This is a genomic window from Neobacillus sp. NPDC093127 (assembly GCF_044754175.1).
Lineage (GTDB): Bacteria > Bacillota > Bacilli > Bacillales > Cytobacillaceae > Neobacillus.
Genome location: NZ_JBIVOP010000001.1, coordinates 617,863 through 639,480, shown reverse-complemented (window position 1 = coordinate 639,480; position 21,618 = coordinate 617,863). Strand labels below are relative to the sequence as shown.

Below are 21,618 nucleotides of genomic sequence, written 5' to 3'. Positions count from 1 at the left end.
GCTCGTTAATTTGGTAAAAATCTGGATAAACTAAAGCGAAAGAAATTAAATTGCCATATAGAAACGGGATAGTATTATGAAAAAGATGAGCAGATTGGAAGCGGTGTTATGGAATATTGCCTTTCCTGGTTTCAGTCAATTGTTAACAGGCCACTATCTCAAAGGTGTATTGTTAGTAGCCTTAGAGTTCCTTATGAATGTTAATAGCCATTTTAACCAAGCGATCATGTATAGTTTCCTAGGCGAAATTGAAAAAGCTGAAGCGGTTTTAAACTATCAGTGGCTCATGTTTTATCCATGTGTTTATTTGTTTTCCTTGTGGGATGGTTATCGAATGGCGATGCCAAAAGAAGAAAAATACTCCTTTTTGCCGTTTGTGTTTAGTGCATATTTTGTCACAGTGGGTTTAATGGTATCCCCGAAAGTTACCATTTTCCATATTCATCCTGGTCCGGTATTTTTGCCAATGATGTTTTTAATTCCTGGGTTACTAATTGGTTTTTTAATCAAATATACATTGTCACGAAAATTCCACAATGAATAATTCTCCAAAAATCTTCAATCTTTGTTCTCGGATTGAAGATTTTTTGTTGGGAAAATATTTTTTCTTAACCCCCACAAATTGTTTCAGGGTAAACGTAACTATGTAGTGAAAAAGTAACACCCTCTTAAAGTCCAAAATATCAATCATATGGTATAATTGGTCGAATAGAGGTGAGCAAATGCTGAGTTTATTGTTTATGGCTAAGAGGAAAAAAAGAACTTTGGAAGAAACGGTCCTGTTAATTCAGGAAGGGGACCGCAATTTACTTGATGAACTAATTGACGCCTATAAACCTTTTATTGCAAAAACTGTGTCATCCGTATGCAAACGGTACATTTATGAAACTGATGATGAATTTAGCATTGGTCTCATCGCGTTTAATGAAGCGATTGAAAAATATTCTCCAGAGCGGGGAAGTTCATTGTTGAGCTTTTCTGAAATCATTATTAAGCGAAGAGTGATCGACTATATCCGTAAACAGACTAAAAATCAACATATTAGTATTGATTTGACCGATGCATCGTCTGAGGAAGAATCAGCGGGGACGGTCATCGTAAATGAACTATCCCTTGATGATTATCATAAAAAAAGGGACGAACAATTAAGGAAAGATGAAATTCATCACTTTCAAGCATTATTAACAACCTTTGATTTATCCTTTAGCGACTTAGTTGAGAATTCGCCAAAGCATGCTGATGCACGGAAAAATGCCATTATAGCCGCGAAAATGTTAGTAGAAGACCAAGAATTGAAAAAAATATTATTTGAGAAAAAACGCCTTCCCATTAAGCAATTAGAAAAAATGGTAAATGTAAGTAGAAAGACAATTGAACGGAACCGAAAATATATTATTGCAATTGCACTTATTTTATCAAGCGATTATGTATTTATGAAAGATTATATAAAGGGGGTGCTAGACACATGAAAAAGGGAGTTATAATGGGAATTGATGATGCATTTTTAACACTTTTAACCCCCGAGGGTGAATTTTTGCGGGCAAACAAGCAAGACCAACCCTATACTATCGGTGAAGAAATCCACTTTTTTCCGATTGAAAGCATACATCATTATCAATCAAATCGTTTTTTAACAATTTTTAAACGTAAAACCGTTTGGGCTGTTATGGCTGCACTGATGATTTTTCTTGGCTCCTATATTCCGATGTATCAAAATAATAAAGCATACGCCTATATGTCGATTGATGTAAACCCAAGTATTGAGCTTGGTGTAAATAAAAAAATGCAGGTTGTCGAGTTAAATGGGTACAACCAAACCGGTAAGAAAATCATTTCTCAATTAAGTGATTGGAGAAAAATGGATGTATCGGAATTAACAGCGCTTATTTTTACTGAAATGAAAAAAGCCGGTTTGATTATCGATAATCAACAAGTGATTATTTCTACTGTCAGGACCAAACAACCAGAAGAAAGTGTAGAAAAAGAGTTCCAAAAGAATATGGATAAGATTAAAGCGACAGTAAACAATCAGCATTTAGCACTGACAGTGGTAACAGCTACAGAAAAAGACTTGAATAAAGCACATGAACTGGGAATTACTGCAGGAAAGTATCAAGAAAACAAAATTGAACCAGCTAATAGCGGGAAAAACAATGAGAAAGAAAAAACCATTGAAAAAAGGCAGGAAAAAAATGCTGTTTCATCCGAGCCTGGGAAAACAGTTCCACCGGGGCAATTGAAAAAACAGGTAGAAACCGAAAAAGGCTTCAATCAAAGCGAAAGAAATAAATCGCAGGGAGAACCTAATCGTTGGGGCGGAAAGTCAATTCCCCCTGGGCAGTTGAAGAAAATGGAAGAAGAGCAACTGAAACAAAACAATGGGCAGACAAAAAAACAATCTTTCCAAAAGGAAAAATCAAACGAGAATCAAAAATTCAAAAATAATGGAAAAGATAACGGCAGACACAACGGAAGAAATAACGAAAAACATAACGAAAAAAATAAAGAAAAACACAACGGAAGTAATAACGAAAAACACAACGGAAATAATCACGAAAAACATAGAAATAAGTAAAAGTCCGGTAAAATACCGGACTTTTTTCCATGTATATTAAATTATTGTTTGTTAAATTGTCCAGACATTTGGGCTTGAGCTTGCTGTACAAGTCTTTTGGTAATTTCGCCGCCTACAGATCCGTTGGCTCTAGAAACTGTATCTGAACCTAAGTGAACACCAAATTCTTGGGCAATTTCGTATTTTACTTGATCTAAATATTGTTCAATTCCTGGCACTAGTAATTTGTTGCTGCTATTAGCCATTAAGTTCCACTCCTTAAAATCATTACAGCGGTTTTAAACCCCTGTATAAATATTATTTAGCTGCAAACCTTTTTTCATAAGTGGTAATGTTTTTCGGAATTGGATATTTCATATCAATCCGTCCCTTTACCTGCATCTATTGTTGGGTGCATAAAGGGAGATGCTTGTGGTTTGCGCTTACTTTCAAGAAGCTCCCGGTTCTCGGTTGTGTTCCAGCCAATATCATTAGTAGGATGAACCCATTCATCACCTGCCATAATCTCAGGGTCAGTATCCTCAGTCCAGTTTTCTAAAGGGGAATTGTCAGAGGCATATAGACTGTCCCCGATAGTCACGCCATGTTTATTGACAAATGGATCGTTCATTTTAATGTTGGTACCCTTAAAGCTTGGAGCATTTATTTGATGTGGCATTGTTTCGTCGATGGTTACCTGCTCGCTAGTCTCTTTCTTAGTTTTCTTAGTCATACTGCTCACTCCTGTTTTTTCATTATTTTCCGCTTTTAGTGTAATTTTATTTATGAAAAATAAGGAAAGGAATGATTGCAGTCAATATGATTAAAACTATATATGTACGATTACATTTTAGGAGGATACTTTATGGCGAAGCGAAAAGCAGAATTTGATGCAGTGGAAAAATATACAAAAACACCTCACAAAAATATTCAGGAAAGTGAATTCTCAGCAGAATTTACCGATAATAACAATGCGATTAGGTTTGCAAACCGCAATTCAAAATTAGGGAAAAAAGGAAGAAGCGAATAAAAAAAATAAGCCGGAATATCCGGCTTATTTCAATTCCTTAAATGGAAAAATAAGAGTCTGATCGTTGGTCGGGTCAAAATAAGCTAATAAATAGCCAGGCTGCTGATCAATTTCTCCTGTTGCTAAAAACTTTGTTAAATCAAAGGAAAGTTCTTCAAGCATGGTATGCTTATATAAATCCTTTTCTTCTAGTTTAAGCTCTACGAATTCTTGACCGAGAAATTGTCGATTTTCAAGGATTTGTTTATAAAGCTGTGAACGCTCAGTTTTATCAAGTGTTGGACCCCACCAAGGCTTTCTCGGTTTGTATTTATGATTTTTTAAATAATCATACTTCATGAGTCCAAGGATGACTTCAAGATTACCTGCCGATTTCTGTTCAAGGAAGGAATATAAGCGCCGGAATAAGTCCTCAAGCTGATGACCGATTCGTGACCAGCCTTGCATGTCCCAATAAGAACCAAATTCCTGAAAGAAATCAAATGGGGAGCGGAAAATACTCGTTACCAAGTACTCTATTGCAGTATCCATTCTATGATCATTCCAATATTTTTCTAACACGTCTTCCACTTGTTTAATCCGAACAATATCATCGAAAGACAGAACATTGTTAGACAAGATTTCATATGGGGAATGATCCATATAGACATATTGTTGCTGCTCAGCCCGGAGTCGTAACCCTGTTCCCCGGAGCATTTTCAAAAATCCTAATTGCAATTCTTCAGGCCGCATTTCAAAAACATCATTGAATGTTTTGCGAAAAGAAGAATAATCTTCTTCCGGAAGTCCCGCAATCAAATCAAGGTGCTGATCAATTTTCCTGCCTTCTTTAACCATTGTGACAGTTCTAGTTAACTTTGAGAAATTTTGCTTACGCATCACGAGCTCATTCGTATAATCATTGGTTGATTGAACGCCTATTTCAAAACGGAAGAGCCCTTTTGGAGCCTCTTGATTAAGAAATTCAATAACCTCTGGGCGCATGATATCTGCGGTAATTTCAAATTGAAATACGCTCCCCGGAAGATGTTCATCTATCAGAAAGCGGAACATTTCCATCGCATAGCTTCGGCTGATATTAAATGTCCGGTCGACGAACTTAATTGTCTTTGCACCATTAGCCATTAAATAGCGAATATCTTCCTTAATTTTTTCCCGATCAAAATAACGAACCCCAACTTCTATCGAAGAGAGGCAGAATTGACAGCTAAACGGACAGCCTCTGCTTGTTTCAATATATGTGACTCGTTTTCCAAGACCCGCCATATCCTCAAGGAATCGATACGGTGATGGAAGTTCTTTAAGGTCAAGCTTATTCATTTGTAATGTTATCTTGATTTGACCTTCTTCACGATAGGCAATCCCATGGACATTCTGATAATTTTTGGCCGTTTCTATTTCGGTGAGCAGTTGTTTAAACGTTTGTTCACCCTCTCCGATGACAATAAAATCTACTTCAGGATGTGTTTCCATCCACTCAGTCGTATCGTAGGTTACTTCAGGACCACCTAAGACAATCAAGATGGACGGATCGATTTTCTTAAGCATATTTACAACTTTAAGGGTTTCTTCGATATTCCAGATATAGCAGCTAAATCCAATCACCGTTGGTTTCGCTTGATAAAGGTCGGAAACGATGTTCATGATTGGATCTTTAATCGTGTACTCTCTCATTTGTATATTATATTCGGGAGCGGCATATGCCTTTAAATAACGAATCGCAAGGTTTGTGTGGATATATTTGGCGTTCAAGGTAGAACAGATAACATTCATAAAAAAACTCCTTTTTAAAAATGAAACAATGAATAATTATAACTTATTCTAGTCTAAAAAGATAGAAGCCGTACAGTGTATAATTAGGATATGATCTTTAGCAATGGTTTAGGAGAGGAAGAGAAAAATGAAGGTTACGCTTTTTGCCACTTGTTTAGTAGATATGTTTCAAAGTAATGTAGGAAAATCTTCGGTTGAATTGCTTGAGAGGCTCGGTTGTGAAATTGAGTTTCCTGAATCACAAGTATGCTGCGGTCAGCCCGCCTACAATAGCGGTTATGTTAAAGATTCAAAAGAGGCAATGAAACGGATGATTAATACTTTTAGTGATGCAGAATATGTTGTTTCACCGTCGGGGTCATGTGCTTATATGTTTCAGGAATATCCACATATTTTTAAGGGAGATCCAATTTGGGAGCCGAAAGCTAAACAATTGGCTGAGAAAACATTTGAACTAACTCAATTTATTGTCGATGTTTTAAAAGTCGAGGATGTGGGTGCCAGGTTTGAGGGAAGTGTTACCTATCATACATCCTGCCATATGACAAGATTACTAGGGGTTAAAGAGGCTCCAATGATTCTCTTGAAAAATGTAAAGGGTCTTATATTCTCTGAATTACCAGGAAAGGAACAATGCTGTGGTTTTGGAGGAACCTTTTCCGTGAAAATGGCCCAAATTTCAGAGCAAATGGTGGACGAAAAAGTTCAGCACGTGGAAGAAACAGAAGCAGAATACCTTCTTGGAGCAGATGCAGCCTGCCTTATGAATATCGGCGGCCGGATTGAGAGAAAGGGTAAGCCAATTAAAGTTTTGCATATTGCTGAGGTTTTAAATAGCCTGTAATGAATTTAATGCATACAAGGAATTTCAATTCGTGAGACATATTTTTTTAGGGTGGGAGGAAGACGAATGGCAATGAAGATTGGTGCGGATCAATTTAAAGAACGTGTTGACAAAGGGATTCATGATTCCTTTATGCGCGGCGCAGTTGCCGGGGCGCAGGACGGAATGAGCACAAAAAGACGCATTGCTACTGAGGAGCTTGGCAACTGGGAGGATTGGCGTTCACATGGTGAAGAAATCCGCCAGCATGTCCTCGAAAACTTGGATTATTATTTGGAACAATTAAGTGATAATGTCGCGAAACGGGGCGGCCATGTCTTTTTCGCCCAAACGAAGGAAGAAGCAAATGAGTATATCAGGGGTATTGTTCAAAAGAAAAATGCTAAAAAAATTGTTAAATCAAAATCAATGGTTACTGAGGAAATCAGCCTAAATACTGTGTTAGAACAGGAAGGCTGTGAGGTCATTGAAACAGACCTTGGCGAGTATATTCTTCAAATTGATGATCATGACCCTCCATCACATATCGTTGTGCCTGCGTTACATAAAAATAAAGAGCAAATCCGTGACGTCTTTGCTGAAAAGCTTGGCTATGAAAAGACGTCCAAGCCCGAAGAATTGGCCTGGCATGCACGTGAGATGCTCCGTAAGGAATACCTGTCTGCGGACATCGGCATCACGGGCTGCAATTTTGCTGTTGCTGAAACGGGCTCATTCAGTTTAGTCACAAATGAAGGGAACGCAGACTTAGTAACGGCACTTCCAAAAACACAAATCACTGTCATGGGAATGGAACGTCTTGTACCTACATTTGAAGAAATGGAAGTCCTCGTCAGCCTGCTGACAAGAAGTGCCGTTGGGCAAAAATTAACAAGCTATATTACGATTCTAACAGGTCCAAAGGAAGAACTAGATGTTGATGGTCCGGAGGAATTTCATCTCGTTATTATTGATAATGGCCGCTCGAACATCCTGGGAGGGGAATTTCAATCGGTCTTGCAGTGTATCCGCTGCGCAGCCTGTATAAATGTCTGCCCTGTATATCGCCATGTCGGCGGTCATTCCTATGGATCAATTTATTCCGGTCCAATTGGAGCAGTCCTTTCTCCACTGCTTGGCGGTTATGACGAATACAAAGAACTTCCTTATGCATCCACACTTTGCGGGGCTTGTACAGAGGTTTGTCCAGTAAAAATCCCGTTACACAATCTCCTGCATAAACATCGCGAAATCATTGTTGAAAAAGAAGGAAAAGCACCTATTTCTGAAAAATTAGCCATGAAGGCATTTGGATTGGGAGCGGCTTCTCCGATCTTATATAAGATTGGTTCTAAAATTGCTCCAGCGGCAATGAATCCCTTCACGGTGGGAGATAAAATTTCTAAAGGACCGGGTCCGTTAAAAGCCTGGACGGATATTCGCGAGTTTCCGGCACCGAATAAAGAGAGATTTAGAGATTGGTTTAAAAACCGTGAAAAAGGAGACAAAAAATGATGACAGGAACCATACAAAATCGCGATAAGTTTCTAAATCAACTAGCTAACCGTCTTGACCGTCCCCGAAAATCCACATCGATTGTAAGACCAAAGTGGAAATTTCAGCCTCAATTAGAGGTATTGAAGGGGGCATCACAAGATGAATTGTTAGATGTTTTGCTCGAGCAATGTAAGGTCATCCATACAAGTATTACGGTTACAGACAGCCAGGATTTAAGCTCTAAGATTAATGAAGTGGTGTCTGGATATGGCGGCGGCCCTGTGGTTACCTGGAAGGATGAACGATTCTCACAGTGGGGACTCGATTCTTTGTTTAAACATGAGTGGCCGAAACAAAATATCGATTTGTTTGAATGGGACCCTGGCAAAGGGGAAGAAAATATCACAAAGGCCGAACAGGCGAATGTTGCAATCACCATTAGTGAAATAACACTTGCTGAATCAGGAACGGTGGTTTTATTCAGCGATAAAAACAAAGGGAGAACGGTTAGCTTTTTACCGGCTGCCTATATTGCTCTTGTACCGAAAAGCACGTTAGTTCCGAGAATCACACAAGCCGCACAGAAAATGCGGGAAATTCATCAAAAAACAGGACACGTTGCCTCGTGTATTAATTTTATCACCGGGCCAAGTAATTCAGCAGACATAGAGCTGAATCTTGTTGTTGGTGTCCACGGTCCCGTTAAAGCTTCCTATATTGTCATAAACGATCTTTAATTCAATAAAAAACAAAGACCTGGCACAGCGCATCATTTGTGGCAGGTTTTTGTTTTTTTGAATCTGTTATACTACAGGATAATTGTTGTTATATAATTGAATGGGTGCTCTAAAACCATATAAATTGGTGTATTTTTCACTCGAAAATATTGTGTTATAGAATTTTTTTTGCATTGTTTAACATTTGTCACAGCATAAACAGATTTAAAGTCCTACAATTACTTTGGGGAAGTTAATATTTTTGTTTGTTTTGCGTGAACTTTTGAACGAAAAAGTGGGAGGGACATTATGTCTATTTTACCGAAAAAAAATGAATTGGGTTTCTTTGAAATCCGTTTAGAATCAATCGGAGGGCTGGGAGCAAACCTAGCTGGAAAAATGTTGGCTGAAGCAGGTGTTTTCAGCCTTGGTTTAAAGGGGTCAAACTTTTCATCCTATGGATCCGAGAAAAAAGGATCTCCTGTAAAAAGCTTCGTCCGCTTTTGTGACCCAGATGTGGAAATTAGGGATCATAGCCCAATTGAACAGCCGCATATTGTCGGTGTTTTCCATGAAGCACTGTATAAGACAGTTAATGTTGTCAGCGGCCTTAATGCTGATGGGATTGTCTTGGTAAATACAGCAAGAGATTTTGATGATGTTAGACATGATTTACAGTTAGAATATGGCACACTTGCGATTGTCGATGCCTTAACCATTGCTGTTGAGGAAAAAACAAAAGTAAATACCGCGATGCTTGGTGCCTTATATCGTATTTGTGACTTCTTAGATCCGGAATCAATGAGAGATGTGATTCGAAAGACATTCACAAAGAAATATCCTCATTTGGTTGAACCGAATATTCGCACCTTTGACCGCGGATATAATGAAGTTCAATTTAAAACATATGACGTTCCAGAAGGTGCTGAAGGGAAAAAATTCACCAGGGGACTTCCACAGCTTGGCTATATGACGCAAGAAATTGGCGGGGTTATTGTTGCCCAGGCAAATAGTATTTTTAAAGATTTAGGCGGTTCCCGCCAAGGATTCCTGCCAGAGTTTCAACAAGATAAATGTATTCATTGTGCAGCATGTGATAATGTTTGTCCGGATTTTTGTTTTGTTTGGGAAGAGGGAGAAGATAAACGCGGCCGAAAACAAATGTTCCTCCAAGGAATTGATTACCAATATTGCAAAGGCTGTCTCAAATGTGTAGAAGCATGTCCAACCGATGCACTTGGCAATCTTCGTGAACTAATCGGTTATGCAGATGAACATCGCGTGAAGCAAAACTTTCCATATGTGTTAGGAGGCAGTTACTAATGGCAATGTTAGAAGATAAATTAACAACTCAGGGTATCGCTGAACAAGTATCTACCTTTGAGTCCGGAAATGAAATGGCTGCAATGGCAGCTGCGCAAATCAATTATCATATTATGGGCTATTTCCCAATTACACCATCAACAGAAGTAGCGCAATTTCTAGATCAAATGAAAACACGCGGGGAACACGATATTAAACTGATTCCGGCTGATGGTGAACATGGATCAGCAGGAATTTGTTATGGTGCAGCCGCGACTGGTGCACGGGTGATCAATGCTACAAGTGCCAATGGGTTCTTATATATGATTGAACAGATGCCAGTACAATCGGGAACTCGTTTTCCAATGGTCATGAACCTTGTAACTCGTTCAGTCAGCGGACCGCTTGATATTAGGGGAGATCACTCTGATCTTTATTATGCCTTGAACACGGGATGGGTTATTTTAACTGCGAAGACGCCGCAAGCTGTTTATGATATGAATATTATGGCATTGAAAATTGCCGAGCATTCCAAAGTAAGACTGCCAGTTATTGTTGCCTATGACGGTTTCTTTACCTCTCACCAAAAAAGGCGGGTGGAATACTTTAATGACCGCAGGGTGGTACAGCAATTTGTTGGCGAGTGCCCAACTGATTACAATTTTATCAGGGATCCGCAAAAACCAGTAACGATTGGTGCCCATATGAGCGGTGATGATTTCATCAACAATCATTTCCAACAGTCAGAAGCAATCTACAATGCCGGTGAGGTATTTAGAGAAGTTGCTGCCGAATATGCAAAGCTTTCCGGCCGAGAATATCCTGTTCTTGATTTATATAAAATGGAAGATGCTGATGTCGCTTTATTCTTATTAAACTCTGCCGCCGAATCGGCTAAGGATGTTGTGGATCAGCTTCGTGCAAAAGGGATAAAAGCAGGTGTTATCAGCCCGAATATCATCCGTCCATTCCCGTCGAAGAAAATTCGCGAGGCCCTGAAAAATGTGAAATCATTATTGGTGGGAGAACGTGCTGATTCTTACGGTGCCAATGGTCCTAACTTAACCCATGAAGTAAAATCAGCACTTCAAGATGATAAAGAAAACCAAACCATTGTTTTAAGCCGTGTCTTTGGCCTCGGCGGTAAGGATTTTTATGCAACCGATGCGCAAGCTTTCTTTGATATGGCCATTGACGCAATGGATAAAGGAAGAGCTGATAAGCCGTTTGATTACTATGGTCATGTTCAAGGTGATCCGGAGAAAATTCTGAAGCCAGTCATTATGCCGCAGCATGGAGATGCATTTAAAACAGGCTTAATTGATGTGAAAATGGATGAGGAAACAAATAAATTAAAAGTGAAAATCCCGCCGCTTCGGGCACTTACAGGCAAACCGAAACGGATTTCCTCCGGTCACGGGGCATGTCCTGGATGCGGCATATTCGCTGGTTTGGAATTATTCTTTAAAGGCATCGAAGGCGATGTCGTTACCCTATTCCAAACAGGCTGTGCCTATGTTACAACAACTGGTTATCCAAACACATCACATAAGCAAACGATGATTCACAATCTCTTCCAAAACGGTGCAGCCACATTATCCGGTACGCTTGAAGCATTTATGGAACTGAAGCGCCGCGGTGAAATCGAGGTAGCTGACGATGCTACGTTTGTTATGATTACTGGGGATGGCGGAATGGATATCGGGATGGGTTCGGCCATTGGTACGGCTCTTCGCGGACATAAATTAATTATGCTTGAATATGATAACGAAGGCTATATGAATACAGGTTCACAAATGTCTTATTCGACACCAATGGGGCATATGACAAGTACTTCTGGTGTGGGAAATACACAGCGAGGTAAAGCCTTCCACCATAAGGATACAGCGCAAATCATGGCTGCAACCAATATACCGTATGTATTTACAGGTTCAGAAGCCTTCCCGCAAGACTTGGTGAAAAAGGGTGCTAAAGCACAGTGGTATGCCCAAAATGTAGGGACTGTGTACGGGAAACTCTTAATCGCTTGTCCTTTAAACTGGAAATCGGACGACCGATTCGGTACAACAATTGTTGAAGCTGCGGTAAATTCCTGCTTCTTTCCGCTTTATGAAGTAGAACAAGGTGAAACAACGATTACCTACAATCCAGAGGAAAAGAACAAACGGATTCCACTTTCTGATTGGTTAAAATATATGGGTAAAACAAAACATCTTTTAAAAGATGAAAACAAACCTATTTTAGAAGAGTTTGAAGCAGAAGTAGAAAAAAGATGGCAGCGTCTAAAAGCGAAGCATGAAAATCCTATGTTATAGGTAATGCAAAAACGTAAAGCACACAAGTGCTTTGCGTTTTTTTACGGTCATGGTCATTAAAAATTTGCTTAACGTGCGAAAAGGATTTTTCTTGTTCGATGTAGAATATATGACTTATAATCCTATTTATTGGACGATTATTTATGTTCGCGGGGTGGCTATAAGTGGAGAAGCAGATCAAACAGGAAAACGCTTTACCTCTTAAAATTAGTGAAATGCGGAAGATGGAAACTGATTTGCAGAAGAGCGAACAAAGGTACAGACGGATTTTTGAAGATTCCATCGATGGCCTTATTTTATGGGATAATCAGCATCATATCGTTGATATTAATTTGGCTGGTGAAAAAATGCTTAGCCTCCCAAAGGAAAGATTAATCGGACTGCGGTTATACGACTTATATACCCATCATGAAAGCAATATACAGGAAATAATAAAACATTTTGAACAGGTTCTCAATGATGGGCATAGTACCTCTATAATCATGGTAGAAAAAGAAGGTGGAAAAAAAAGGTACTTTGAATATTCCTCAAAAGCGGAAATCGTTGAGGGGTTGAATTTTACCGTTTTTAAGGATATATCGGAAAAGATGGAAATGCAGGAGCATCTGCGAAAATCAGATACCTTAAATGTGATTGGCGAACTAGCGGCAGGAATTGCCCATGAAATTCGCAATCCGATGACAGCCTTAAAAGGTTTCATCCAATTACTTGAAGGCAGTATCATGAAAGAGCATTCGATGTATTATCAGGTTATTACCTCGGAGCTTCAGCGAATTGATTCGATTATCAATGAATTTTTGATTCTTGCTAAACCGCAAGCAACTAGGTATGAAGAGAAGGAAATAACTCAAATCATGAAGGAGACTGTCGACTTGCTCACTGCACAAGCGGTCCTTCACAATGTTCAATTTGTTACGAACTATAATGAACAGCTTCCACCTATTTTTTGCGAACCAAATCAGTTGAAAAAAGTCTTTATTAATTTAATTAAAAATGCCATTGAGGTTATGCCAGAAGGCGGGAATATAACCATTACTATTAAGAAACTTGCGGATCGAATGAGTATCTCGATTGAGGATGAAGGATGCGGAATACCGAAAGAAATCATAAATAAGCTTGGTGAACCATTTTATACAACTAAGGACTCAGGTACTGGCCTTGGATTAATGGTAAGCTTTCGCATTATTGCAGAACATAAAGGAACCATAATCGTTGAAAGTGAAGAAGGAAAAGGGACGATTTTTCGGATCACCCTTCCAATTGACGATAACAATGTTGCAATACCAAAGTAAAAAAGCAATCCGAATAACATCGGATTGCTTTTTCGATTAAAGGAATCCTTTAACCGTACCAATAAAAGCTCCAAAATTCTTGATTTCTTTCCTTTGTTTGATAAGGATTCCTCCAAGCTCCAACGTTTTACGTTTGGCAGCTAATCTGGTTTGCTCCTCATTAATACTATCTAAATCGGCAACATGTGCGAGTCCAATGGTTCTCCGAATTAGCTCACAGCCAGCAAAACCAAGAGCATCCTCGAAAAACTTAGCTAAATTGTAGTGTAAGAATACGGATGATAGTGCTAAATGTTCCTTATTTTCAGTGTTCCAAAGGCGTGTGAATTGTTCTTCAAATACATTCCACACTGTTTCAAGATGATTGATAAAGAGAGCTTGTTTTTGCTCGTTCACTAGGACTTGGAAAAGGAGATTCGCAAATATCTGGCCAATATCAAATCCGGCGGGACCATAAAACGCAAATTCGGGGTCAATAACTTTTGTTTCCGAATCATTGGCAAAAACACTTCCTGTATGCAAATCTCCGTGAAGGAGAACTTCTGCTTCTGTTAAAAAACTTTTCTTCAATACGTTCACATGAAATTTCAGTTCCTCATCTTTCCAAAGTGCCTCAACTGTACTACGCAAGCCAGCCTCGAAATCGTTGGTCTCTGCATCAAAGAATGGATCGGTGAAAATTAAATCCTCGGTGATTTTGCAAAGCTCAGGATTGATAAACTGCTGAACCTGTTCTTTTTTTACAGATGGACTTAATCCATAATCGGATGTGAAAAAGAGTGTTCTCGCCAGATATTCACCCAGATGCTGGGAAAGAAGCGGGTAGGTTTCCCCTTTAATAAATCCCTTTCTCGCAATCAAAAGATGGGAGAGGTCTTCCATGACAGTCACGGCCAGTACATCATTAGTATAGTAAACCTCTGGAACATAATTTGGAGCAATAGAACCGAATATTTTCAAGGCATCTGCTTCAATCTTTGCCCTTTTAAGTGTCAATGGCCAGCTTTCGCCTACAACTTTGGCATATGGAAGAGCTTGTTTGATGATTACGCCTTTTCCGTTCTTTTCGTCGACAATATGAAAAACTAAATTAAGATTCCCATCACCAATCTCCTTACAGGAAAGTTTAGTGTTATCAGAAAAAAGGTTTAATGCTAAGGCTATCTCTGTGGCGGTAGTTTCGGTTAATGGCTGATAAGTTGTTTGCTTTAATAGACTCATTTCTATAAATCCTCCTAATTAGTGGAGGCTTATCTGTGCTAATTTCTGCACTAAAAAAGCCTCTTTCTCATCTGAAAGAGGCTAGAAGACGGTTACTCTTCGCACCTCTTATCTCTCAGAAAGACAATCCTTCTGTTGGAATTAGCACCGTGCCTGTTAGGGGGTTTTCCCCGGCGCGAATAGGCGCCCCATTTCATAATGGTTTTCCGGTCGGTTGCTGGGCTTCAAAGGGCCAATCCCTCAGCCAGCTCATGATAAGAGTAAATAAAGTTTTCAGTTTTTTTCAATCTGATAAAAACTATACCAAGATTATGCAATTGGTGTCAATATTTTTTATTATAGCCACAAGCCAATCCGTCCAAAAGATAAGAACAGGGAATCTTTAATTTCATGAATCTTCACCTCTTTTGAAATTTTCTCTTTACAAGCTAGTATAAAAGTTATAACATTTGTCACTAGAAATTCAACAATAATTTGAAAATAAAAAAGCAGGTGAGAACGATGAAGCAATTTCAGTCATCGGAACTATTGAAAAGTCTACCAAAACAATTTTTTGCAGGTCTTGTTAAAAAAGTGGGAGAATATATAGCCGCGGGCCATGATGTGATTAACTTAGGACAAGGCAATCCAGATCAGCCAACACCGCCGCATATTGTCGCAAAGCTTCAGGAAGCCGCGGCCAATCCGCTCAACCATAAATATTCGCCCTTTCAAGGATTTGGTTACTTAAAACAAGCTGCTGCAGATTTTTATTTAAGAGAATATGGTGTGACCATTGATGCAAACAAAGAAGTGGCGATTTTATTTGGCGGTAAAGCGGGGCTGGTCGAGATTCCTCAGTGTTTATTAAACCCAGGCGATACCATCCTCGTTCCCGACCCGGGTTATCCTGATTATTGGTCAGGCATTGCCCTTGCACAGGCGGAAATGGTTACGATGCCTTTAAGAGCGGAAAATGGTTTCTTACCGAATTATCAAGAACTGGATTCGGCTGCTTTATCAAAAGCAAAATTAATGTTTCTCAATTACCCGAATAATCCTACCGGAGCAACCGCGAGTATGGAGTTTTTTACGGAGACTGTCAAATTGGCCAATGAAAATGATATTTGCGTCGTCCATGATTTTGCTTACGGTGCGATTGGCTTTGACGGTGTAAAACCGGTTAGCTTTTTACAAGCAGATGGAGCGAAGGAAGTGGGAATTGAAATCTACACGCTGTCGAAAACCTATAATATGGCGGGCTGGCGAGTTGGATTTGCAGTGGGGAATGAAACTGTCATTTCCGCAATTGAACTTTTGCAGGACCATCTATACGTCAGTTTATTTGGAGCGGTACAGGAGGCGGCTGCCGTTGCATTAACGGGTCCCCAGGATTGTGTAAACGAACTTAATGAACTGTATGAACGGAGGCGAAATGTGTTAATTACTGGCCTTCAATCGCTCGGTTGGAATGTCACCGCCCCAAAAGGCTCATTTTTTGCCTGGCTTAAGGTTCCGGATGGATATACATCTGAGGAATTTTCAACCATGCTTCTTGAACAAGCACATATCATGGTGGCACCGGGGATTGGCTTTGGAAACTTTGGCGAGGGCTATGTCCGTGTTGGTTTATTATCATCAGAAGAGCGATTAGCAGAGGCTGTCAGAAGAATAAGTGGATTAGAAATATTTAAAAAATAGGGTTGACATTTTATTCTTTTCTTGGGATAATCCAAAATAAAGTTAAACAACGTGAAAAAGTGAATAAATACGAATCGTTTTCTTATCAAGAGCAGGCGGAGGGAAAAGCCCGATGAAGCCCGGCAACCGACTTAATCTTTGTGGTTAAGCACGGTGCTAAATCTTGCAGCTTAATGCTGAAAGATGAGAAGATGGTTAGTTTATGATGCTAACCTCTTCTTTTTTGAAGGGGTTTTTTATGTTTTATCAAAGAGGAGTTTGAAAAATGTCTGAATTAATTGCTACTTATCTTTTACATGATGAAAAAAATCCCGAAAAAAAGGCCGAGGAAATTGCTCTTGGTTTAACGGTTGGTTCATGGACCAATCTGCCAGAATTAGAGCAAAGTCAATTGCGTAAGCATAAAGGCAGAGTAGTTTCGATTGAGGGATTACCTTCTGACAATGCGGATCAATCGCTTATTCGAATCGCCTATCCAACGATAAATTTTTCCAACGATCTTCCTGCTATCTTAACAACGGTATTCGGAAAGCTTTCTTTGGATGGAAAAATCAAATTGCTAGATTTGCAGTTTGATGATGGGTTAAAGAGGTTGTTCCCGGGGCCAAGGTTTGGTATGGAAGGCCTTCGTGAAAAAATAAACGTGTTTGATCGACCACTGTTAATGAGCATTTTTAAAGGAGTGCTCGGTAAAGACCTTACCTTTTTGGCTATGCAGCTCAAACAGCAAGCCCTTGGAGGAGTTGACTTAGTAAAGGATGATGAAATCCTTTTTGAAAATAAGCTGACGCCGTTTGTAAAAAGAATTACTGCCGGGAAACAAGTGTTGCGAGAAGTTCAAGAACAAACAGGACATCGTACCCTGTACGCGGTAAACCTATCCGGAAGAACATCACAGCTAAGAGATAAAGCAAGAAAGGCTGCAGAACTTGGAGCCGACCTCTTATTGTTTAATGTATTTGCCTATGGTCTCGATGTCCTGCAGGAATTACGAGAGGACAATGAAATAGCCTTACCTCTGATGGCACATCCTGCAGTAAGTGGTGCACTTACTTCCTCTCGTGAATATGGATTGTCACACTCCCTGCTTCTTGGCAAGCTGCTCCGTTACGCAGGTGCAGATTTATCATTGTTCCCATCACCTTATGGAACAGTAGCCTTGGAACAAACTTCGGCACTCTCAATCGCGAGTGAGTTGACGAAGGAAGACGTGTTTAAAAAGGCATTTCCTGTTCCTTCAGCGGGCATTCATCCGGGATTAGTACCGTTGTTAATCCGTGATTTCGGAATCGATTCTGTGATAAACGCAGGTGGAGGAGTCCATGGCCATCCAGACGGTGCCCGCGGCGGCGGCCTTGCATTCCGGCAGGCGATTAAAACCAATCTCCAAGGCAAGCTTCTAGTTGAGGGGGCTGAACAGTGCCCAGAGTTAAAAAAGGCGCTCCAGCTATGGGGAAATGCCGAGGTGACTGCTTAAATGACAAAGCCGGTAATTTATTGTGACTTTGACGGAACCGTAACCGAAAGTGATAACATCATTGCCATTATGAAAAATTTTGCCCCTTCAGAATGGGTGTCAATCAAAGATCAAATCCTCTCCCGTCAGATTTCGATTAATGAGGGCGTAGGAAAATTATTTTCGCTTTTGCCTAGTCACTTAAAGGAAGAAATTACTGCGTTTGCGATTGAGAATGCCAGGATTCGACCAGGCTTCAAAGAGTTTGTTGAATTTGCACGCCAGGAAGGAATCCCATTTTATATTGTTAGTGGCGGTATCGACTTTTTTGTGCAACCAATTTTAGCAGATTATTCACCGTTTGCTGGAATTTACTGTAATGAATCTGATTTTTCAGGTGAGACCATTAAGATTCTTTGGCCTTATGAATGCGATTCATTGTGTAAAAATGATTGCGGCTGCTGTAAACCGAGTATCATTCGTAAACTGAACCACAGTGAAGACAGCTTCAAAATTGTCATTGGCGATTCTGTTACCGATCTCGAGGCTGCTAAGCATGCTGACTTTGTGCTGGCCCGCGATTTTCTGCTGGAAAAATGCGGGGAATGGGGGATTAACCATAAAGGGTTTACTACATTCTTTGATTGTATCGATGAAATCAAAAAAAGAATTGGGGCGGGTGAGCTGACATGCTAAGGGAAAGATGGACTGAACTGGCTGATGTAAAGGATGAGCTGGCAAAGCGCGACTGGTTTATGGGAACAAGCGGAAACCTTGCGATTAAAGTAAGTGATCATCCGCTGCGATTTTTGGTGACGGCAAGTGGGAAGGACAAACGCAAGCGCACAACCGAGGATTTTCTCCTTGTGGACGAATTCGGTCGTGCAGTTGAAGAAACGCATCTTAAGCCATCAGCAGAAACGCTTCTTCATGTTGAGATTTACCGCAAGACGAATGCAGGCTGCAGTCTCCATGTCCATACGATTGATAATAACGTCATTTCGGAAGTTTATGGTGACAATGGTGAAGTAACATTTAAGGGTCAAGAGCTGATTAAGGCCTTTGATAAGTGGGAAGAAGAGGCTGTCTTGAAAATTCCAATCATTCGCAACTATGCTCATATTCCGACACTCGCGAATGCTTTTTCTGAACATGTTTCAGGAGATACTGGTGCCGTTTTGATTCGAAACCATGGAATTACCGTTTGGGGAAGAAACGCATTCGAAGCAAAAAAAATTCTTGAAGCATCGGAATTTTTATTTCGCTACCAATTACGTTTGCTAGAGCATAAACCATATCAATTATTTAAGGTTGTATAATTAAAAGGGAGAGTTGATAAACATGGCATATATTACATTTCGAAGTAATGGAGAGCAAATCCACGGACAAGAGGAAGTCGCAAGCTTCCTAGAATCACAGGAAGTTATTTATGAAAATTGGGATATTAGCAAACTTCCGGCATCGCTCGTTGAAAAGTATCTTCTGAGTGATGTAGAAAAGGAAGAAATTCTTAGTACCTTTGCGGAAGAAATTGCTGATGTTTCCGCTAGAAGAGGCTATAAGGCTCAAGACGTCATCTCGTTATCTGATAGTACGCCTAATTTAGACGTCCTGCTTACCAACTTTAAAAATGAGCATCATCACACAGATGATGAAGTTCGCTTTATTGTGAGCGGGCACGGTGTATTCGTCATCCAGGGGAAAGATAGTGAGTTTTTTGAAGTCCATCTAAATCCGGGAGATTTGATTTCGGTTCCAGAAAATACAAGGCATTACTTCACGCTTGAAGAGGACAGGAAAGTGGTTGCCGTTAGAATTTTTGTCACGACTGAAGGCTGGGTGCCGATTTACGAACAGGAAGAAGTATATTAATAAGAAAAAACTGGCTGCAGCTTCTGCGGCCAGTTTTTTAATTTTTGGCTGTGTTAAAGAATATTGTTGATTATGACCACAATGTTGATTGGAGTGGAAGGCGCGAGACTCCTGCGGGAGCAGCGGGACAGGTGAGACCCCGCAGGCGCTTTAGCGCCGAGGAGGCTCACCGCCCGTCCCGCGGAAAGCGAAGCGCCTGGAACGGAAATCAACATTCCCATTTAACACAGCTTAATTTTTAGTAAATAAACCGAATGGAATTTGTCGTAAATACAAGAAAAAACTAAAGGAATTTGTCGAAAAACGAAAGAAATAGAATGTTTTGTCTACTTTTGCGAAAGTGTTTACATTTGCCTAAATTCTTGGCATAATTCTTCAAGTAGTCTACTTTTCTATATGGTAGATAGTAAGAGTGTAATGGCTAGGAGGATCACATTGTATAAGTATAGTAAAAGTCAATCTGAAATGATTGAGGAAATAAAGGTCAAAAGGGAATTAATGATTAATAGCGCAACAACATTTGGCTATACGAGTGAAGAAACGATAAAATTCAGCCAAGAATTAGACGAATTAATCAATAAGTACCAAAGGTTTATGGGACAAGCTTCAAGACCCAATGAAGAAGTAAAAATTGCCTTTAAACAAATGATAATGGTGTGGCCTAAAGTATTAGTTTAAAGTTAAAGAAAAGGTTATAACAATGCACCTGTCCCTATTAAAGTTATGATCATGAAGGCCTTCAATTTTTCCGTTACTGAATTAAAATTAAACTATTATGAAGGCCTTCCGGCATCTTTAGAAAACAAATTATATTCGATTATGAAATATTCATTCTCAATCTCCTCAGAGGCAAGCAAACGCCATCAAATTATCCCGCAGCTAATCATGTATTTCTACAATATTAGTCAAACTGTGATTTTTATCATTGTTTAAATCTCAAGATTTCTTATATTTATATTAGTACTATTTTCCTGAAATTTAACATTGCGATGAACTTTATATTTTTTCACTTCAACGAATCATTGCATCCATTTCTTTTTATTTAATTAAATAGCTACATAGAAACGACACCATGTTTATTGAGCTTGTTTAACTTTTCTTAGTTAAAAGTTTTACGAGAAAAAAAGAAAACGATCACTGTTTGGTACTATGCTTATGTGACGATTCATATATCGTTAATAAAAGCATTTTTTATAACCAAAGCAAGCAAACGCTTTCAACAATCTAGAGAATAAATGGAGGAGGGAAAGTCCTACATGCACATTGTCGTATGTGTCAAACAAGTACCCGATACAAAAATCATTAAAATTAATCCTAAAACCAACACACTCGACCGCCGAAGTGCGCCAGCCATCTTGAACCCTTACGATGCCCATGCCGTTCAAGAGGCCGTGAAAATCAAGGAAAAGACAGGCGGCACGATTTCGGTTTTGTCAATGGGACCGCCGCAAGCAACTGCTGTTATTAAAAAGAGCATTGAAATAGGTGCGGACTTAGGCTATTTAATTTCTGACCGTGCTTTTGCTGGTGCGGATACACTAGCAACAAGTTATGCCCTATCTAAAGCACTGGAAAGAATCAGCAAAGATCTTCCTGTCGATATGGTTATTTGCGGGAAACATGCCATTGATGGAGATACAGGACAAGTTGGACCAGGTATCGCAAGGAGGATGGATATCCCCCCTGTTACCAATGTAATCGAAGTTTCGGAAGTTAATCAGCAGGAAAAAACCGTTTTAATTAAACGGAAATTAACCAGCGGCTATGAATTAATTCAGTCTGAACTGCCTTGTTTATTAACGGTTGAAAAAGAAATTAATGATATCGAATATTCACCAATGCCAAACATGATTAAAGCAGCAAGATATGAGCCGGTAATATGGGCAGTAAGCGATCTTGAAAATGTAGAACGCACGCAGCTTGGACTAAAGGGTTCACCAACCATCGTTGGTAAAATGTTTACACCTCCACGGCCAGAAGGCGGCATACGACTTGAGGGTTCTACTGATGAGCAAGTTAGCCAGCTTATGGAAGTCTTGATGGAGAAAAAGGACCTGTTAACAATCCAGTCATCTAAATAATAAAGA

At 39.6% G+C, this 21,618-nt stretch carries 22 protein-coding genes and 2 riboswitches; of the genes, 18 read left to right on the top strand and 4 right to left on the bottom strand.

The window, feature by feature from the left end:
* Window positions 1–76: 76 nt before the first annotated feature.
* From ACIQCO_RS03180 to ACIQCO_RS03170, 3 genes are all read left to right on the top strand, one after another.
* A complete protein-coding gene (locus ACIQCO_RS03180; protein ID WP_400425837.1) occupies window positions 77–544 on the top strand; it encodes a hypothetical protein in 468 nt (155 codons plus the stop codon).
* A 178-nt stretch (window positions 545–722) separates the two neighbouring features.
* The gene (gene sigI / locus ACIQCO_RS03175) at window positions 723–1,469 is read left to right on the top strand and encodes an RNA polymerase sigma factor SigI (RefSeq protein WP_400425835.1); all 747 of its coding nucleotides are present in this window, start codon (window positions 723–725) and stop codon (window positions 1,467–1,469) included.
* Complete coding sequence (locus ACIQCO_RS03170; protein WP_400425833.1) at window positions 1,466–2,575, top strand: anti-sigma factor domain-containing protein; 1,110 nt, start codon at window positions 1,466–1,468, stop codon at window positions 2,573–2,575. Before sigI ends, ACIQCO_RS03170 begins: the two co-directional genes overlap by 4 nt.
* 41 nt (window positions 2,576–2,616) lie before the next feature.
* Here ACIQCO_RS03170 and ACIQCO_RS03165 read toward each other — a convergent pair whose 3' ends face one another.
* Both ACIQCO_RS03165 and ACIQCO_RS03160 read right to left on the bottom strand, forming a co-directional pair.
* Entirely contained in the window at window positions 2,617–2,820 is a 204-nt protein-coding gene (locus tag ACIQCO_RS03165) for an alpha/beta-type small acid-soluble spore protein (protein WP_024030518.1), read from the bottom strand.
* Window positions 2,821–2,933: 113 nt separating this feature from the next.
* On the bottom strand, window positions 2,934–3,287 hold the full coding sequence (locus tag ACIQCO_RS03160; protein WP_400425831.1) for a DUF3905 domain-containing protein: 354 nt from the start codon (window positions 3,285–3,287) through the stop codon (window positions 2,934–2,936).
* A gap of 132 nt (window positions 3,288–3,419) precedes the next feature.
* On the opposite strand from ACIQCO_RS03160, the gene ACIQCO_RS03155 reads away from it, so the two are divergent.
* Window positions 3,420–3,584 carry a hypothetical protein gene (locus tag ACIQCO_RS03155; RefSeq protein ID WP_400425829.1) on the top strand — a complete coding sequence of 55 codons (165 nt, stop codon included), beginning with the start codon at window positions 3,420–3,422 and terminating at the stop codon, window positions 3,582–3,584.
* 24 nt (window positions 3,585–3,608) lie between these two features.
* On the opposite strand, the gene ACIQCO_RS03150 is transcribed toward ACIQCO_RS03155, so the two are convergent.
* Complete coding sequence (locus ACIQCO_RS03150) at window positions 3,609–5,357, bottom strand: B12-binding domain-containing radical SAM protein (protein ID WP_400425827.1); 1,749 nt, start codon at window positions 5,355–5,357, stop codon at window positions 3,609–3,611.
* 127 nt (window positions 5,358–5,484) lie between these two features.
* On the opposite strand from ACIQCO_RS03150, the gene ACIQCO_RS03145 reads away from it, so the two are divergent.
* From ACIQCO_RS03145 to ACIQCO_RS03120, 6 genes are all read left to right on the top strand, one after another.
* A complete protein-coding gene (locus tag ACIQCO_RS03145; protein ID WP_400425825.1) occupies window positions 5,485–6,201 on the top strand; it encodes a (Fe-S)-binding protein in 717 nt (238 codons plus the stop codon).
* 66 nt (window positions 6,202–6,267) lie between these two features.
* Window positions 6,268–7,695, top strand: coding sequence for a LutB/LldF family L-lactate oxidation iron-sulfur protein (locus ACIQCO_RS03140; RefSeq protein WP_400425821.1), 1,428 nt, complete (start codon window positions 6,268–6,270; stop codon window positions 7,693–7,695).
* Window positions 7,695–8,414 (top strand): LutC/YkgG family protein, encoded by a 720-nt coding sequence (locus tag ACIQCO_RS03135; protein ID WP_400425817.1) that lies wholly within the window; start codon window positions 7,695–7,697, stop codon window positions 8,412–8,414. Before ACIQCO_RS03140 ends, ACIQCO_RS03135 begins: the two co-directional genes overlap by 1 nt.
* Before the next feature lie 288 nt (window positions 8,415–8,702).
* Complete coding sequence (locus ACIQCO_RS03130; protein WP_400425815.1) at window positions 8,703–9,716, top strand: 2-oxoacid:acceptor oxidoreductase family protein; 1,014 nt, start codon at window positions 8,703–8,705, stop codon at window positions 9,714–9,716.
* Window positions 9,716–12,010, top strand: coding sequence for a thiamine pyrophosphate-dependent enzyme (locus tag ACIQCO_RS03125; RefSeq protein ID WP_400425813.1), 2,295 nt, complete (start codon window positions 9,716–9,718; stop codon window positions 12,008–12,010). Before ACIQCO_RS03130 ends, ACIQCO_RS03125 begins: the two co-directional genes overlap by 1 nt.
* A gap of 164 nt (window positions 12,011–12,174) precedes the next feature.
* On the top strand, window positions 12,175–13,302 hold the full coding sequence (locus ACIQCO_RS03120; RefSeq protein ID WP_400425811.1) for an ATP-binding protein: 1,128 nt from the start codon (window positions 12,175–12,177) through the stop codon (window positions 13,300–13,302).
* A gap of 36 nt (window positions 13,303–13,338) precedes the next feature.
* On the opposite strand, the gene mtnK is transcribed toward ACIQCO_RS03120, so the two are convergent.
* Complete coding sequence (mtnK, locus tag ACIQCO_RS03115; RefSeq protein WP_400425809.1) at window positions 13,339–14,523, bottom strand: S-methyl-5-thioribose kinase; 1,185 nt, start codon at window positions 14,521–14,523, stop codon at window positions 13,339–13,341.
* 105 nt (window positions 14,524–14,628) lie between these two features.
* Window positions 14,629–14,784, bottom strand: a riboswitch (SAM riboswitch).
* Window positions 14,785–15,024: 240 nt separating this feature from the next.
* On the opposite strand from mtnK, the gene ACIQCO_RS03110 reads away from it, so the two are divergent.
* From ACIQCO_RS03110 to ACIQCO_RS03075, 8 genes are all read left to right on the top strand, one after another.
* Window positions 15,025–16,203 carry a pyridoxal phosphate-dependent aminotransferase gene (locus ACIQCO_RS03110; RefSeq protein WP_400425807.1) on the top strand — a complete coding sequence of 393 codons (1,179 nt, stop codon included), beginning with the start codon at window positions 15,025–15,027 and terminating at the stop codon, window positions 16,201–16,203.
* 79 nt (window positions 16,204–16,282) lie between these two features.
* Window positions 16,283–16,393: riboswitch (SAM riboswitch) on the top strand.
* Between the two features lie 75 nt (window positions 16,394–16,468).
* Window positions 16,469–17,680: a 2,3-diketo-5-methylthiopentyl-1-phosphate enolase gene (gene mtnW, locus ACIQCO_RS03105; protein ID WP_400425805.1), complete on the top strand. Its 1,212-nt coding sequence runs from the start codon at window positions 16,469–16,471 to the stop codon at window positions 17,678–17,680.
* Window positions 17,681–18,355 (top strand): 2-hydroxy-3-keto-5-methylthiopentenyl-1-phosphate phosphatase, encoded by a 675-nt coding sequence (locus tag ACIQCO_RS03100; RefSeq protein WP_400425803.1) that lies wholly within the window; start codon window positions 17,681–17,683, stop codon window positions 18,353–18,355. It abuts the gene before it with no gap.
* Window positions 18,349–18,978 (top strand): methylthioribulose 1-phosphate dehydratase, encoded by a 630-nt coding sequence (locus tag ACIQCO_RS03095; RefSeq protein ID WP_400425801.1) that lies wholly within the window; start codon window positions 18,349–18,351, stop codon window positions 18,976–18,978. Before ACIQCO_RS03100 ends, ACIQCO_RS03095 begins: the two co-directional genes overlap by 7 nt.
* A gap of 22 nt (window positions 18,979–19,000) precedes the next feature.
* Window positions 19,001–19,531 carry a 1,2-dihydroxy-3-keto-5-methylthiopentene dioxygenase gene (locus ACIQCO_RS03090; protein WP_400425799.1) on the top strand — a complete coding sequence of 177 codons (531 nt, stop codon included), beginning with the start codon at window positions 19,001–19,003 and terminating at the stop codon, window positions 19,529–19,531.
* 435 nt (window positions 19,532–19,966) lie between these two features.
* Window positions 19,967–20,209: an aspartyl-phosphate phosphatase Spo0E family protein gene (locus ACIQCO_RS03085; protein WP_400425797.1), complete on the top strand. Its 243-nt coding sequence runs from the start codon at window positions 19,967–19,969 to the stop codon at window positions 20,207–20,209.
* 51 nt (window positions 20,210–20,260) lie between these two features.
* Entirely contained in the window at window positions 20,261–20,464 is a 204-nt protein-coding gene (locus tag ACIQCO_RS03080) for a hypothetical protein (protein ID WP_400425795.1), read from the top strand.
* A 323-nt stretch (window positions 20,465–20,787) separates the two neighbouring features.
* Entirely contained in the window at window positions 20,788–21,612 is an 825-nt protein-coding gene (locus ACIQCO_RS03075) for an electron transfer flavoprotein subunit beta/FixA family protein (protein ID WP_400425793.1), read from the top strand.
* Window positions 21,613–21,618: the final 6 nt, after the last annotated feature.